The 14,666-nt window shown below is 72.1% G+C and carries 10 protein-coding genes and 1 pseudogene; 3 read left to right on the top strand and 8 right to left on the bottom strand.

Annotated features, from left to right (window positions below):
* Positions 1-140 precede the first annotated feature (140 nt).
* The gene (locus ACFYXA_RS23590; RefSeq protein ID WP_389036199.1) at positions 141-596 is read left to right on the top strand and encodes a GNAT family N-acetyltransferase; all 456 of its coding nucleotides are present in this window, start codon (positions 141-143) and stop codon (positions 594-596) included.
* A 68-nt stretch (positions 597-664) separates the two neighbouring features.
* Here ACFYXA_RS23590 and galK read toward each other — a convergent pair whose 3' ends face one another.
* From galK to galT, 3 genes are read right to left on the bottom strand one after another with little or no spacing between them, the layout of a single operon-like run.
* Positions 665-1,819, bottom strand: coding sequence for a galactokinase (gene galK, locus ACFYXA_RS23585; RefSeq protein WP_389035967.1), 1,155 nt, complete (start codon positions 1,817-1,819; stop codon positions 665-667).
* Positions 1,819-2,811 (bottom strand): UDP-glucose 4-epimerase GalE, encoded by a 993-nt coding sequence (galE, locus tag ACFYXA_RS23580; RefSeq protein WP_351099948.1) that lies wholly within the window; start codon positions 2,809-2,811, stop codon positions 1,819-1,821. Before galE ends, galK begins: the two co-directional genes overlap by 1 nt.
* The gene (galT, locus tag ACFYXA_RS23575; RefSeq protein ID WP_389035963.1) at positions 2,808-3,869 is read right to left on the bottom strand and encodes a galactose-1-phosphate uridylyltransferase; all 1,062 of its coding nucleotides are present in this window, start codon (positions 3,867-3,869) and stop codon (positions 2,808-2,810) included. Before galT ends, galE begins: the two co-directional genes overlap by 4 nt.
* A 119-nt stretch (positions 3,870-3,988) precedes the next feature.
* Between galT and ACFYXA_RS23570 the strand changes: the two genes are divergently transcribed.
* Both ACFYXA_RS23570 and ACFYXA_RS23565 read left to right on the top strand, forming a co-directional pair.
* Positions 3,989-5,692 carry a sodium:solute symporter family protein gene (locus ACFYXA_RS23570; RefSeq protein ID WP_389035960.1) on the top strand — a complete coding sequence of 568 codons (1,704 nt, stop codon included), beginning with the start codon at positions 3,989-3,991 and terminating at the stop codon, positions 5,690-5,692.
* Positions 5,693-5,728: 36 nt separating this feature from the next.
* Positions 5,729-6,127: a hypothetical protein gene (locus ACFYXA_RS23565; RefSeq protein WP_389035957.1), complete on the top strand. Its 399-nt coding sequence runs from the start codon at positions 5,729-5,731 to the stop codon at positions 6,125-6,127.
* 73 nt (positions 6,128-6,200) lie between these two features.
* On the opposite strand, the gene ACFYXA_RS23560 is transcribed toward ACFYXA_RS23565, so the two are convergent.
* From ACFYXA_RS23560 to ACFYXA_RS23540, 5 genes and pseudogenes are all read right to left on the bottom strand, one after another.
* Positions 6,201-6,530 (bottom strand): hypothetical protein, encoded by a 330-nt coding sequence (locus ACFYXA_RS23560; protein ID WP_352247786.1) that lies wholly within the window; start codon positions 6,528-6,530, stop codon positions 6,201-6,203.
* Between the two features lie 179 nt (positions 6,531-6,709).
* A complete protein-coding gene (locus tag ACFYXA_RS23555) occupies positions 6,710-7,417 on the bottom strand; it encodes a response regulator transcription factor (RefSeq protein ID WP_352247787.1) in 708 nt (235 codons plus the stop codon).
* A 227-nt stretch (positions 7,418-7,644) separates the two neighbouring features.
* Positions 7,645-9,642, bottom strand: a pseudogene (locus ACFYXA_RS23550) (PQQ-binding-like beta-propeller repeat protein); the annotation flags it as partial.
* 909 nt (positions 9,643-10,551) lie between these two features.
* Complete coding sequence (locus ACFYXA_RS23545; RefSeq protein WP_389035953.1) at positions 10,552-12,456, bottom strand: PQQ-binding-like beta-propeller repeat protein; 1,905 nt, start codon at positions 12,454-12,456, stop codon at positions 10,552-10,554.
* 299 nt (positions 12,457-12,755) lie between these two features.
* Positions 12,756-14,561: an ABC-F family ATP-binding cassette domain-containing protein gene (locus ACFYXA_RS23540; protein WP_352246366.1), complete on the bottom strand. Its 1,806-nt coding sequence runs from the start codon at positions 14,559-14,561 to the stop codon at positions 12,756-12,758.
* Positions 14,562-14,666: the final 105 nt, after the last annotated feature.

Genomic DNA, 14,666 nt, shown 5'->3' with positions numbered 1-14,666 from the left:
ATCGATACCCCCACCGCGAGCGTCGTACCCGACTGTCTCGCCCCCTGATCGGCGCCGGCCCCCACCGGCGCTGTCTCACAGGGTAGGGCCGCGGGCGAACAGCGGAAGACAAATGACAGAACTGGTTGGCCGCCGCGTTTATGGTGTGCCGCATGTTCCGCCTTGAGACAGAAGTCGACAGGACACGCCGTGATCTGCTCCGTTCCCGGCTCCGCGAGACGGACACGGCGGCCTCCCCCGTCCTGCGGGCGCTGCGCGGCACCCCGGGCGAGCGGGAGGCGCCGCTGCACGTGTGGGCGGTGGACGGCGGCGGCGAGCTGGCGGGCGGCGTCGTCGGCCACACCTGGACGACCTGGCTGCACATCGCCCACCTCTGGGTCGACGCCCGGCACCGCGGCTCCGGACTCGGCAGCGCCCTGCTGAAGGAGGCGGAGCGCGTCGCCCGCGAGGAGCGCGGCTGCCGCCGGGCGCGGCTGGAGACCTGGGACTTCCAGGCGCCGGGGTTCTACCGGCGGCGCGGGTACGAGGTGGTGTGCGTGATCGAGGACTATCCGCCGGGCGTCACGGAGTACACGCTGACCAAACGGCTGGCCTGAGACCGGGACACGGCGAAGGGCCGGGAGCCCTTGCGGGGTCCCGGCCCTTCGCCGTACGCGGGCGTGGTTCAGGCGAGTCGCGTGGCCCCCGCCGCCGGGACCGCCTCGAACACGCGCGGCGCGGTGAAGTCCGCGGCGGCGAACGCCTCGCCGACCGCCTTGGTGATGGTCTCCACGTCGGCCGCCTCGGCCAGCACGATCGCCGAGCCGCCGAAGCCGCCGCCGGTCATCCGCGCGCCGAGCGCGCCCGAGGCGAGCGCGGTGTCGACGACCAGGTCCAGCTCGGGGCAGGAGATGCGGAAGTCGTCCCGCAGCGAGGCGTGCCCCTCGGTCAGCACCGGGCCGATCGCCCGCGTGTCGCCCGACCGGAGCAGCGAGACGACCCGCTCCACCCGCTGGTCCTCGGTGACGACGTGCCGCACCAGGCGGCGGACCTCCTCCTCGTCGCCCAGCCGGTCCAGCGCCGCGTCGAGCTCGCCGTAGGGGACGTCCCGCAGGGCGTCGACGCCCAGCAGGGCAGCGCCCTTCTCGCAGCCGGCCCGGCGCTTGCCGTATTCGCCGTCGCTGTGGGCGTGCTTGACCTGCGTGTCGACGACGAGCAGGCGCATGCCCTCGGCGGCGAGGTCGAAGGGGATCTGCCGCTGGGAGAGGTCCCGGGTGTCGAGGAACAGGGCGTGGCCGGCCTCGCAGCAGGCGGACGCGGTCTGGTCCATGATCCCGGTGGGCGCGCCGACGTAGACGTTCTCGGCGCGCTGGCACAGCCGGGCGAGCTGCCAGCGCTGGAGCCCGAGGTCGTACAGGTCGTTCAGGGCGAGGGCGACGACGACCTCCAGGGCCGCCGAGGACGACAGGCCCGCGCCCGAGGGGACGGTCGAGGTCAGGTGGACGTCGGCGCCGGTGACGGCGTGGCCGGCCTCGCGCAGGGCCCAGACCACACCGGCCGGGTAGGCCGTCCAGCGTGTGTCCGACTGCGGGGCCAGCTCGTCCAGGCCCAGCTCCACGACGCCGCCCTCGACGTCCGCGGAGTGCAGCCTGAGCCGGCCGTCGTCACGGCGCGAGACCGCGGCCAGCGCGGTGTGCGGCAGCGCGAAGGGCATCACGAAGCCGTCGTTGTAGTCGGTGTGCTCACCGATGAGGTTGACGCGGCCGGGCGCCGCCCAGACGCCCTCGGGCTCAGCGCCGTACAGCTCGGCGAAACCGTCCCGGACCTGCTGTGCCCCCACTACTGCTCCTTCGCGCCGGCCGGCGTGCCGCCGGCCGCGATGTGCTGGGCGAACGCCCACGCGTCCGCGACGATCCCCGCGAGGTCCGCGCGGGACGGGGTCCAGCCGAGCCGCTCGCGGGCGGCGTCCGCGGAGGCGACCAGGACGGCGGGGTCGCCGCCGCGGCGGGGGGCCACGATCTCGGGGATCGGGTGGCCGGTGACCTTGCGGACGGTCTCGACGACCTCGCGCACGGAGAAGCCGTTGCCGTTGCCGAGGTTGCAGACGAGGTGCTCGCCGGGCTCGGCGGCCTTCAGCGCGAGGAGGTGGGCCTCGGCGAGGTCGGCGACGTGGATGTAGTCGCGGACGCAGGTGCCGTCGGGGGTCGGGTAGTCGTCGCCGTAGACGGAGATCGCGTCCCGCTTGCCCTGGGCGACCTGGAGGACCAGGGGGATGAGGTGCGACTCGGGCTCGTGCCGCTCGCCCTGGGCGCCGTACGCGCCGGCCACGTTGAAGTAGCGCAGGGACACCGCGCCGAGGCCGTGGGCGGCCGCCTCGCCGCTGATCATGTGGTCGACGGCGAGCTTGGACGCGCCGTAGGGGTTGGTGGGCCTGGTGGGCGCGGTCTCGACGATCGGGACCTGCTCGGGCTCGCCGTAGGTCGCGGCCGTGGAGGAGAAGACCAGCTTGCGCACGCCGGCCTCGCGCATCGCGCCGAGCAGGGCCATGGTCCCGCCGACGTTGTTGTCCCAGTACTTCTCGGGCTTGGCGACCGACTCGCCGACCTGCGAGAACGCGGCGAAGTGCAGGACCGCGTCGAAGGAGGCGTCGAGCCACTTGGCGGCGTCGCGGATGTCGCCCTCGACGAAGTCGGCGCCGGCCGGGACACCCTCACGGAAACCGGTGGAGAGGTTGTCGAGGACGACGACCTCGTGACCCGCCTCCAGCAGGTGCTGGGCGACGACGCTGCCCACGTACCCCGCGCCGCCCGTGACCAGATACTTGCCGCTCATGAACTCGCTACCTCTCGCAGTCGCTCGGCCGCGCGCTCCGGGGGCACGTCGTTGATGAACACGCCCATGCCGGACTCGGAGCCCGCGAGGAACTTCAGTTTGCCGGACGTACGGCGGATGGTGAAAAGCTCCAGGTGCAGGGCGAAGTCGTCGCGGCTGACCCCGTCGAACTCCTCCAGCTGGCCGAACGGCGCCTGGTGCCAGGCGGCGATGTACGGCGTCGGAGGCTCACCCGGGCCGAAGATCCGGTCGAAGCGCCTCAACAGTTCCAGATAGACCTCGGGGAACTCCGTGCGCGCCGCCTCGTCGAGGCCGAGCAGGTCGGGGACGCGCCGTCGGGGGTAGAGGTGCACCTCGTACGGCCAGTGCGCCGCGTAGGGCACGAAGGCAACCCAGTGTTCGGTGGCCAGGACCACCCGCTCTTCGGCGAGTTCGCGCTCCAGGACGGCGTCGAAGAGGTTCTCCCCGCCGGTGGCGTCCTTGTGGGCGGCGGCCTGGCGCAGCATCAGGGCGGTGCGGGGGGTGGTGAAGGGGTAGGCGTAGATCTGCCCGTGCGGGTGGCCGAGGGTGACGCCGATCTCGGCGCCCCGGTTCTCGAAGCAGAAGACCTGCTCCACCGACGGCAGGTGCGACAGTTCCGACGTCCGGTCCGTCCAGGCGTCGAGCACCAGCCGCGCTTGCTCCTCGGTGAGGTCGGCGAAGGAGGCCTCGTGGTCGGAGGTGAAGCAGACCACCTCGCAGCGCCCGGAGTCGCCGGCCAGCGAGGGGAAGCGGTTCTCGAACACGACGACGTCGTACGACGAGTCGGGGATCTCGCTCAGCCGTTCGCCCTGGGACGGGCACAGGGGGCATTCGTCGGCCGGCGGATGGTAGGTGCGGCCCTGCCGGTGGGAGGCGACGGCGACCGCGTCGCCGAGGAGCGGGTCCCGGCGTACCTCCGAAGTGGTGACGGTGCGCTCCAGGGGGCGGCGGTCCACCGCGTCGCGCACCGCATCGTCCCGCAGGTCGTAGTAGATGAGCTCACGACCGTCGGCCAAGCGGGTCGAGGTCTTCTTCACCGCGACTCTCCATCCCTACCGAACAAAGCTTCAAACAGAACCGAACACATCAAACCACAATCCCCCATGCGCGTCACCATCACGACCGCGCAGAGCACCCCGACCGAAGCGAGCAGTGCATGCCTATCCCCATGTATCCGGCGCATCCGGCGGCCGTGCCGCTGGCGGCGGAGCTGCGGCTCCCCACCAACTGGCTCGACTACACGATCCTCGGCATCTACTTCGTCGTCGTCCTCGGCATCGGCTTCGCGGCCCGCCGCTCCGTGAAGACCAGCCTCGACTTCTTCCTCTCGGGCCGCTCCCTGCCCGCCTGGATCACCGGCCTGGCGTTCGTCTCGGCCAACCTGGCGGCCACGGAGATCCTCGGCATGGCGGCCAACAGCGCCCAGTACGGCGCGTACACCGTCCACTGGTACTGGATCGGCGCCATCCCGGCCATGGTGTTCCTCGGCCTGGTGATGATGCCGTTCTACTACGGCTCCAAGGTCCGCTCGGTCCCCGAGTTCCTGCTGCTGCGCTTCGACCGGTCGGCGCATCTGCTGAGCTCGGCGCTGTTCGCCTTCGCCGCGATCCTGATCTCGGGCGTGAACCTGTACGCGCTCGCGATCGTCGTCGAGGCGCTGCTGGGCTGGCCGCAGTGGGTGGCCATCGTGGTCGCGGGCTTCTTCGTGCTGGCGTACATCACGCTGGGCGGTCTGTCCTCAGCGATCTACAACGAGGTGCTCCAGTTCTTCGTGATCCTGGCCGCGCTGATCCCGCTGACGGTGCTGGGCCTGCGGAAGGTGGGCGGCTGGGGCGGTCTGACGGACAAGCTGACGGCGAGCCGCGGGGGTGACTTCGTGACCGCCTGGGGCGGCACCGGCATCGGCAGCGACAACCCGCTGGGCGCGAACTGGCTGACGATCGTGCTGGGCCTCGGCTTCGTGCTGTCGTTCGGCTACTGGACGACGAACTTCGCGGAGGTGCAGCGCGCCCTGTCCGCGCGCAACCTGTCCGCCGCGCAGCGCACACCGCTGATCGCCGCGTACCCGAAGATCTTCATCGTCTTCCTGGTGATGATCCCGGGTCTGGTGGCGGCGGTCCTGGTGCCGCGGATCGGCACCGCCGAATCCGACCTCCAGTACAACGACGCCATCCCCTACCTGATGGAGCAGCTGCTGCCGAACGGCGTGCTGGGCATCGCCGTGACGGGTCTGCTGGCCGCGTTCATGGCGGGCATGGCGGCGAACGTGTCGTCCTTCAACACGGTGTTCACCACCGACATCTGGGCGAAGTACGTGGTGCGGGGCCGGGAGGACGGGTACTACGTCCGCTTCGGCCGGCTGATCACCGCGATCGGCGTGCTCGCGTCGGTCGGCACGGCGTTCCTGGCCTCGTCCTTCTCCAACATCATGAGCTACCTCCAGACGCTGTTCTCCTTCTTCAACGTGCCGATGTTCGTCGTCTTCATCGTCGGCATGTTCTGGAAGCGGGCGTCGATGAAATCGGGCTTCTGGGGGCTGCTGGCCGGCACGACGGCCGCGATGGTCAACTACTTCGTCCTCTACAAGCAGGACGTCGTCTCCATCCCCTCCGACCAGGGCGCCAACTTCGTCTCCGCGATCGCGGGTTTCGTGGCCGGCGCGGTGGTGATGTTCGCCGTGTCGCTGTTCACCGCCCCCAAGCCGGAGGAGGAGCTCCAGGGCCTGGTCTACGGCACCCGCTCCCCCGGTATGGCCGAGCCGGCGGCCGAGGGCGACGACGCCTGGTACCGCAGGCCGGCGCTGCTGGGCTGGGGCGCGATCGTCCTGGCCGCCGTCTGCTACATCCCGTTCTCGTTCTGAGCCCGCCGACCCCGATCGCGGGAGGATGGAAAGACCATGTCCGAGCGACCCGAGCAGTATGAACCCGACGAGCGCGCCGCGGCAGCCGAGCGGCTGCGCCGGGCGGGCTGGTCCGAGGCCGACGTCCAGCGGGAGGTCACCGAGCTGGAGGAGAAGTCCGCGACCGCGGCCCGCATCTTCGACCTGCGCCGCATCATCGGCGGCCTGTTCGTCCTCTACGGCGTGATCCTCATGATCACCGGCCTGACCGACACGGACGCGGAGATCGACAAGGCCCAGGGAATCAACATCAACCTCTGGACCGGCCTGGGCATGCTGCTCCTCGGCCTCTTCTTCCTGGCCTGGCTCTGGCTGCGCCCCGCGTCCCACCCGACCCCGACCCTGCCGCCGGAGGCACTGGGGGACGAGGGGGGAGGCGCTCCGCGGGGCGAATAGAGGGAGGGGCGTCGGGCACAGCGCAGCGCCGGGTCCGCGGGGGCGGATCCCGGCGCTGCGGGGGTTTCAGGCGTCAGCCCCCGAGAACGGGCAGGAGGCCGAGGTCGAGGTAGCCGTTGCCCGCCTGGAGCGACTCCTCCCTCGAGCCGGTGAAGGCCAGGCCGTCGTCGACGCAGGTCTGCTGCAGCGTGTTCTGCTTCGACAGCGCGCCCAGGAGCGGCACCTGGTTGAGGTTGAGGAGCCCGATCTGGAAGTTCGGGTCGCCCTGCTCGGCGCCCTGGACGCACTGCTTGCTGTGCTCGTCGCCGTTGCGACCCTCGCCCGCGGAGGCGGTGCTCGTGCCGACGAAGCCGAGGGTGCCGATCATGGCGGCCACCAGAGCGGCCTTCCGAAGGTTGCGCATTACATCCCTTTTCGTCCGAGAGTGGCATGCTGGGGGTGACGCAGCGTCACGCTTGATGACCGTATGCTACGATCACACCTTTTGCACCCCAACACGCGGAGCCCTCACCGGCAACCGAGGCCGCGCCACCCGGGGGATCCAATGCCTCGACCGGACGAACTCACAGCAGCTGGAGCCCTCTACGCTCCCGGGGGCGTCTCGGTGTGGGCGCGGGTGTGCGGGAGGGGGCCAGCCCGGTCCAGGAGACCGGTGCGGGCGGCGAGCGCCGCCGCCTCCAGCCGGGAGCCGACGCCCAGCTTCATCAGGACCCGCTGGACGTGGGTGCGGGCCGTGGAGGGCGCTATGCCCATGCCGGCCGCGATGACCCGGGTGTCCTCGCCCTCGGCGACCCGGACCAGGACCTCCACCTCACGGGGCGTCAGCATCTGCAGCAGGCGCTGCCCCTCGTCGTCGGGCTGGGCCGCCGGGTTGAGGAGTTCGCCGAAGGCGCCCTGGAGGAGCTGGGGGGCCACCGCCGCCTCGCCGGCCCGGGCCTTCATGATGGCCCGCTCCACGCCCTCGATGCGCTCGTCGTGCCGTACGTACCCCGAGGCGCCGGCCGCGAAGGCCGCCGCGATGCCGCGCGGGCTCGGCACCGGGCCGAGGACCAGGACGGCCACCTGCGGCCGCTCCCGCTTGATCCGCACCACCGGGTCGAAGACGCCCGGCTCGGCCGGCGCCGCCGTGCCCAGCAGGCACACCTCCGGCGCCCGCGTGATCACCAGCTCCGCCGCGCCCGCGGCCGGCGCCGCCGCGGCGAGCACCCGGTGCCCGCGCAGTTTCAACGCCGAGGCCAACGCCTCCGCGAGCAGTCGGTGGTCGTCGACCACCATCAGCCGCACTCCCATTGGGCAACCCCCCAAAGAAGGTGCCCCCCGGCACCTCGTCCCCTCATGCCTCCCGGAAGCTACACGCTTGTTCGACGTCGCGCTCCCCCTACCGTGAGAACTGCCCCGGATCGCCGGAATTCCCCTCCTGCGCCGGTGATCAGCGGTACGCGAACGGCCCCGTCCCCCTTCCGAGTGAAGGGAGGCGGGGCCGTTGACGAACGGGCCGCGGGATCAGCCGGCGACGGTCATCCGGCGGCGCCGAACGCCAGCACCAGGTACTCCTCGTCACCGGAGCCGCCGTCGTCGGCGTACACCGCGGACATGTACAGCCGTCCCTGGGAGTAGATGAGTTCGGAGTACTCCGGGGACATGCTCGACTCCGCGTCCCGCACGCTCTCCGTCGCCGGGTTGCGCAGCAGCGTCGTCTGCTTGAACGAGCCGCCGTCGATGCTGACGACCTGCCCGCCCTCGTCGTACGGCGCGCTCTTGTACGCGATCACGTTGCCGCCGTCCGTGCGCAGCGGGGTGAGCTCGTAGCCGTCGCCGGCGTCGGCGCGCTGGCCGGTCTGCTTGCCGGTGTTCAGGTCGAAGGCGACGATCTCGTTGGTGCGGCTGTACTCGCCGGTGCCGTCGTGCTCCTCGGTCGGGAGGTAGAGGCGGTCGGCGCCGACGGCCAGGCCCGAGCAGTGCTCGACCCTGGTGATGCCGTCGCAGCGGGCCGCGAACTGCTCGCCGGGCGCGGAGATCCGCGTCTTCAGCTTGCCCGTCTTGTTGTCGATGGAGAAGAAGTCCGAGATGCCGCTGCCGTCCTGGGCACTGTCGCCGACGTCGGCGGCCACGACCAGCGGTTCCGTCGACACGACGCTGGCGTACTCGATGCCCTTCGCGAGCTTGTACTCCGAGATCACCTTCCCGGACGCCGGGTCGATGGTCTGGATCTGGAGCTGACGGGCGTCGTAGGTGCCGCACTTGCGCACGGCGACCAGCTTCGCGCCGCCGCCGTAGCCCGCGTCGTAGCAGGTGTCGGACGTCTTCGGGGCCCACAGGGCCTTTCCGCTGTCGATGTCGAAGGCCGAGCCGCCCTCGGTGGCGCCCAGGGCGACCGTGCGTCCGCTGACGGTGACGTTGTCGAAGGTGACCGGGTAGTCACCGGAGGAGACCGTCTTCGTCCACAGCTGCTTGCCCGCGACGAGGTCGATCGCCGCGACCTGGCTGCAGCCGGCGGAGGAGTCCTTGGGGGGCATCTTCGGCTGGAAGACGACGGCCGTCTTCCCGTCGTCGGTGGCGTGCTCGCTCGCCGTGCACACCGGGCCGGGGAGCTTGACGGTCCACAGCTTGGAGCCCTTGACCGGGTCGTAGCCGACGATCTCGGCGACGCCGGACTTCACGTACGCCTTCTCCGTCAGCCACGAGCCCGAGACGATGACGCTGTCGTCCTTGGCGACCTTCGGCGAGGGGATCTGGAAGAGCAGCTTCGACGCCGGGTCGGAGGGCGCCTTCTCGGACCCGCCGGAGGAGGTGCCGCCGGTGCCGCCGCCCTTCTCGCCGCTCTTGCCGCCGGTTCCGCCGGTGCTCGCGGTCTCGTTCTTCTTGCCGCCGTCGGCGGAGTTCGCGTACCAGACGCCCCCGCCGACGATCAGCGCGATCGCGACGACGGCGGCGACGATGATCCACAGCTGCGCGTTGGACTTACGGGCCCCTCCCGCCGGCTGGGGGTACATGGGCACGGTGGGCTGGCCCGGGTATCCCTGGGCGGGGAAACCGGGCTGCCCGCCCGGCTGGCCCGGGTAGCCGTATCCCGGCTGCTGCCCGTACGCGGTCTGCTGCCCGTAGGGGCCCGGCTGCCCCGGCTGCCCGGGATAGCCGTACCCGGGCCCCGTAGGGGGCTGAGGCTGCTGCCCCGGATAGCCGTACCCGGGCCCCGAGGGAGCCTGCGGGTAGCCGTAACCGGGCGGAGGCTGCGGCGGCTGAGACACGGCAGCGGCGGCCGCCGCCGGCGGGGAGGCGGGCGCGGGGTGCGCCGGGGTGGCCTGGGGGGCGGCCGGGGGCGCCTGGGGCGGCTGGCCGGGGGCCGCCGCCGGCGGGCTCTGGGGCGGCTGACCGGCGGAAGGCGCGGGGTGATTGTGCCCCGGCTGCGGGTCCTTGCTGAGCTGCGGGCCCCCGGGCTGGGCAGCGGGCGGCTGGGGCGCGCCGAAGGCGCCCTGCGGGGGCGCGGCGGGCGGCGTCTGCGGTGCCTGCGGATGCGTGGCCGGCGGGCTCTGGGGCGCCTGACCGGCGGAAGGCGCGGGGTGATTGTGCCCCGGCTGCGGGTCCTTGCTGAGCTGCGGGCCCCCGGGCTGGGCAGCAGGTGGCGCGGCAGGCGGCGCGGGCGGCTGAGGCGCGCCGAAGGCGCCCTGCGGGGGCGCGGCAGGCGGCGTCTGCGGTGCCTGCGGGGGCGCGGCGGGCGGCGTCTGCGGGGGCTGCGGAGCGCCGAAAGCGCCTTGCGGCGGGGCATCCTGCTGCGGGCTCGGCGACTGCCGGGCTGCGGGCTGCGCAGCCTGCGGCGGCTCGGGCGCACCGAAGACACCCTGCGGCGCGGCGTCCTGCGGCGGCTCGGGCGCACCGAAGACACCCTGCGGCGCGGCGTCCTGCGGCGGCTCGGGCGCACCGAACTCACCCTTGGGCGGGGCGTCCTGCGGGGCCGCGTCCTCGGAGGCGTCGCCCTCGGGGCGTGCGTCCTGCGGTTCCGGGGTCGCGCCGGAGGCGTCCTGCGGCGCGACCCCGGAACCGTCCTCCTGTGGCGGCCGGTCCTCGGGGGCGTCGGAAGCTCCCCCGTGCGGAGGCTGGTTCGGCGGCTGGGTCATGGCGTGGGCACCTCGGAAAGCACTCGTGAAGACGGGGACAGGAACGGGAGAGGGGGACACGGCCGGGTCGACCGGCGACGGGCTGGTGGGACTACGGAATCGGCGGGGTCCGGACGGTGACGGCGGCCGAAGCAGGGGCAGCCGCCGCGAGCGGATCGCCCTGCCGGCACGGTGGCCGCCCCCGGGCGTCGGCTCCCGCCGGGCCGCCCGGGAGCCGGCGTCCTCCCTGGGCGAGGACACCTCCGACGGCCGCAGAGCCCGCGTCGCCGACGCGCCGCACGCCCGCGCCGCGCACCGCGGCCTTACGGCTCACTTGCCGTACGCGAGCATCAGCTTCTCCTTCGCGTCGTCCTTGCCGGACAGCCGCGTGGAGGAGATGTAGAAGCGGCCGTCGGTCCAGGCGACGTCACGGGAGAAGAAGCTGTCCTCCAGGTCGACGGTGCTCTCGGGCAGTTGGAGCAGCGTGGACGGCGTGTGGGCGGCGCCGGCCGTCGGGATCGACACGACCTTGCCCGCCGCGTCGTAGGACGGCTCGACGTAGGCGACGAGGTTGCCGCCCTCCACCTTCAGCGGCAGCATCGACTCGTCCGTGGGCGACTTGACGCGCCACTTCTCCTTGCCGGTGGCGAGGTCGATGGCGACGATCTCGTTCGGGCCGGTGGTCGCCTCGGTCGGCAGGTAGAGCGTGCCGGCGTCGGCGGCCGTGCCCTCGCAGCCGCTGAGGTTGCGCTGGAGGAGGGCCCAGCCGCACTCGGGCGCGAAGTCCTCGTCGAAGGCGACCTGTGAACGGAAGCCGCCGGCCGGCTTGAACGACGCGATGTTCCAGGCGTTCTTGTCCTTGTTGGTGCTGTAGACGACCAGCGGGTCCACGGAGTACGTCCGCCCGACCGTCCAGCCCTTGTCGAACTTCTGCGTCCACTTGACCTTGCCGGTGGCCGGGTCGAGTTCCTGGAGTTCGTCGTGCTCGTTCGCTCCGGTCGCGTCGCAGGACGCCACGGAGATCAGCTTGCCGCCGCCCGCGAAGGCGGTCGGGAAGCAGGCGTCGCCGTACTTCGTCTTGTCCCACATCTTCTTGCCGGTGCGCACGTCGTACGCCGTGCCCGACTGCGAGCGGCCCACCATCAGCGTGTTGCCCGTGACCGACAGCTCGATGGTGATCGCGCTGTCGAACAGCGCGCCGTCCGCGACCACGCCGTTCCAGCCCTTGGCGCCGGTCTTCAGGTCGAGCTGCTGGAGCTGGTTGCACTTGGCGCGGTCGCTGGTGCCGCTCATGTACGCGACGACGATCTTGTCGTCCGCCGTCTTCTGCGGGGTGACGGCGCAGATCTTCTGCGGGAACGCGACGGTCGGCCAGGTCGGCTTGCCGTCGGTGACGTTGTATCCGGCGACCTCCTTGTAGGCCGCCTTCACCGCCGTCGAGGAGGTGATCCACATGCCGGGGGCCTCGGCGCCGGACGCGGGGGCGTCGGGCGCCTCCTTGTACCAGAGCACCTTCGCCTCGCCGGACTTGCGGTCCGCGTTGAAGTCGGCTTCCTCGCCGCCGTCGCCGCTGCCGTCGCCGGGGTTGACGGGCTTGTCGCTCGCGGCCGGCCCGGCGCTCTTGCTCTGCCCTGCGACCGGCGGCTTGTCCTGCTTGCCGTCGTCCCCGTTCGCGACCACGAACACCGTGCCGCCGATCACCGCGAGCGCCGCCACCGCCGCGCCGACGGCCACGGCGGGCTTGCGGAAGGGGCCGCGCGAACCGTTCGGCGGGGTGCCGGGCGCGCCCGGAGCGCCGGGGAACTGCGGCGGGGGCGGGTAGCCGCCGTAGCCGGGCTGCTGACCGTAGGGGCCGGGGCCCGGCTGCCCGTAAGGGGCGGCGCCCGGCTGCCCGTACGGCCCGGGCGGGGTCCCGTAGGGGCCGCTGGGCTGACCGTAGGGGCCCGGCTGCGCCGGCTGTTGCTGCTGCGGGTAGCCGTAACCGGGCTGCGGCTGCGGAGGACCGGGCGGGGCCTGCGGCGGCTGGGCCGGCATCTGCGGCGCCCCTGGTCCGCCACCCTGCGGGGCCCCGAACCCGCCGCCCTGCGGAGCGCCGAACCCGCCGCTCTGGGCGGGCGGTTGCGCCTCCCCCGCCGGAGCGGGCTGCCCTGCCTGCGGCGGGTGCGGCGGCTGCGGCTGATCCTGCGGTGCTCCGAAACCGCCCTGCGGCGGCGGTTGGTTGGGCGGCTGAGTCATCAGCGTGCTCCCCCTCGTCACTGATTTTTAGCCACGCCCTGAGGCTCGTGACGGACCCAGAGTCGTACTCAAAAAGTTCTCGAACGGCTCTTTCTATCACCCGCCGCCGACAGCGAACGGGCCCGTATCCACCCCTGTTCCCAAGGGAGGACCGGGCCGTGATGCCGTCGTTACGCGCCTTCACGCCCCCTTCACGCGACGCGCGCGCCGTCCTCGCCCGCCGGGCGTGCAGGGCCCGGCGGGCGGATGTTTCACGCCGGGGCGCAGCCGCCGGAAGCGAAGCGGCCCCTCGGAGTCCTCTACGCGTCCTCGGCCAACTCAAGCCACTTGAGCTCCAGTTCCTCCCGCTCGCCGCCCAGCTCCCGCAGTTGCGCGTCGAGTTCGGCGACCTTCCCGAAGTCGGTGGCGTTGTCGGCGATCTGGGCGTGCAGCTTGGCCTCCTTCTCGGAGATCTTGTCCAACTGCCGCTCGATCTTCTGGAGTTCCTTCTTCGCGGCGCGCTGGTCGGCGGCGCTCCGCTCGGGGGCGGCCTTCGCGGCGACGGGCGCCGCCGTGGCGGCCACGGCCTCCTCCATGCGCTGCCGGCGCTCCAGGTACTCGTCGATGCCGCGCGGGAGCATCCGCAGGGTGGCGTCGCCGAGGAGGGCGTACACCCGGTCCGTCGTGCGCTCCAGGAAGAAGCGGTCGTGGGAGATGACGATCATCGAGCCGGGCCAGCCGTCGAGGACGTCCTCGAGCTGGGTCAGCGTCTCGATGTCGAGGTCGTTGGTGGGCTCGTCGAGGAAGAGGACGTTGGGCTCGTCCATCAGCAGCCGCAGGAGCTGGAGCCGCCGCCGCTCACCTCCGGAGAGGTCGCCCACCGGCGTCCACTGCTTCTCCTTGCTGAAGCCGAAGGTCTCGCACAGCTGCCCTGCGGTCATCTCGCGCCCCTTGCCGAGGTCGACGCGCTCACGGACGCGCTGGACGGCCTCCAGCACCCGCAGGTTCGGGTCGAGTTCGCCGACCTCCTGGGAGAGGTAGGCGAGCCTGACGGTCTTGCCGACGGCGACCCGCCCGCCGGCGGGCTGCGTCTCCCCCTCGGTGCGGGCGGCCTCGGCCATGGCCCGCAGCAGGGACGTCTTCCCGGCGCCGTTGACGCCGACGAGGCCGATGCGGTCGCCGGGGCCGAGCTGCCAGGTGACGTGCTTGAGCAGCACCTTGGGTCCGGCTTGGACGGTCACATCCTCCAGGTCGAACACCGTCTTGCCGAGCCGCGAGGAGGCGAACTTCATCAGCTCGCTGCTGTCGCGCGGCGGCGGCACGTCCTTGATCAGCTCGTTGGCCGCCTCGACCCGGAAGCGCGGCTTGGAGGTGCGGGCGGGGGCGCCGCGGCGCAGCCAGGCGAGCTCCTTGCGGACCAGGTTCTGCCGCTTGGTCTCCTCCGTCGCCGCGATCCGCTCGCGCTCGGCGCGCGCGAAGACGTAGTCGGAGTAGCCGCCCTCGTACTCGTGGACGTCGCCGCGCTGGACGTCCCACATGCGGGTGCAGACCTGGTCGAGGAACCAGCGGTCGTGGGTGACGCAGACGAGCGCGGAGCGGCGCTCGCGCAGGTGGCGGGCGAGCCAGGCGATGCCCTCGACGTCGAGGTGGTTGGTGGGCTCGTCGAGGACGATCAGGTCCTGCTCCTCGATGAGGAGCTTGGCGAGCGCGATACGGCGGCGCTCGCCGCCGGAGAGCGGGCCGATGACGGTGTCGAGGCCCTGCGGGAAGCCGGGGAGGTCGAGTCCGCCGAAGAGGCCGGTGAGGACGTCCCTGATCTTGGCGTTGCCCGCCCACTCGTGGTCGGCCAGGTCCCGGATGACCTCGTGCCGGACGGTGGCCGCGGGGTCGAGGGAGTCGTGCTGCGTCAGCACCCCGAGCCGCAGGCCGCCCGAGTGGGTGACGCGCCCGGTGTCGGCCTCCTCCAGTTTGGCCAGCATCCGGATCAGGGTGGTCTTGCCGTCGCCGTTGCGGCCCACCACGCCGATGCGGTCCCCTTCGGAGACGCCGAGGGAGACGCCGTCGAGCAGGGCACGGGTGCCGTACACCTTGCTGACGTTCTCGACATTGACGAGATTGACGGCCATTTCACTCCTGCGCGTGTGGGTCGGTCAGCCTTCTAGCCTAGGGCCTGCGAGGTGAGCGACGCGGCGCGAGGTGTTGGTCACTCTTTGTGATGACGTGATCGGGAT

Source organism: Streptomyces sp. NPDC002566, from assembly GCF_042889585.1.
Classification (GTDB): Bacteria; Actinomycetota; Actinomycetes; order Streptomycetales; family Streptomycetaceae; genus Streptomyces.
Note: the sequence above shows the minus strand (reverse complement) of the source record. Positions and strands in the feature narration are given on the sequence as shown.

What these genes read in the sequence shown, in the direction of transcription:
- ACFYXA_RS23565 (WP_389035957.1), top strand. Translation starts at nt 5,729, where the DNA reads ATGTCCGAGCGACCCGAGCAGTATGAACCCGACGAGCGCGCCGCGGCA.
- ACFYXA_RS23560 (WP_352247786.1), bottom strand. Translation starts at nt 6,530, where the DNA reads ATGCGCAACCTTCGGAAGGCCGCTCTGGTGGCCGCCATGATCGGCACC.
- galE (WP_351099948.1), bottom strand. Translation starts at nt 2,811, where the DNA reads ATGAGCGGCAAGTATCTGGTCACGGGCGGCGCGGGGTACGTGGGCAGC.
- ACFYXA_RS23540 (WP_352246366.1), bottom strand. Translation starts at nt 14,561, where the DNA reads ATGGCCGTCAATCTCGTCAATGTCGAGAACGTCAGCAAGGTGTACGGC.
- ACFYXA_RS23545 (WP_389035953.1), bottom strand. Translation starts at nt 12,456, where the DNA reads ATGACTCAGCCGCCCAACCAACCGCCGCCGCAGGGCGGTTTCGGAGCA.
- ACFYXA_RS23555 (WP_352247787.1), bottom strand. Translation starts at nt 7,417, where the DNA reads ATGGGAGTGCGGCTGATGGTGGTCGACGACCACCGACTGCTCGCGGAG.
- ACFYXA_RS23570 (WP_389035960.1), top strand. Translation starts at nt 3,989, where the DNA reads ATGCCTATCCCCATGTATCCGGCGCATCCGGCGGCCGTGCCGCTGGCG.
- ACFYXA_RS23590 (WP_389036199.1), top strand. Translation starts at nt 141, where the DNA reads ATGGTGTGCCGCATGTTCCGCCTTGAGACAGAAGTCGACAGGACACGC.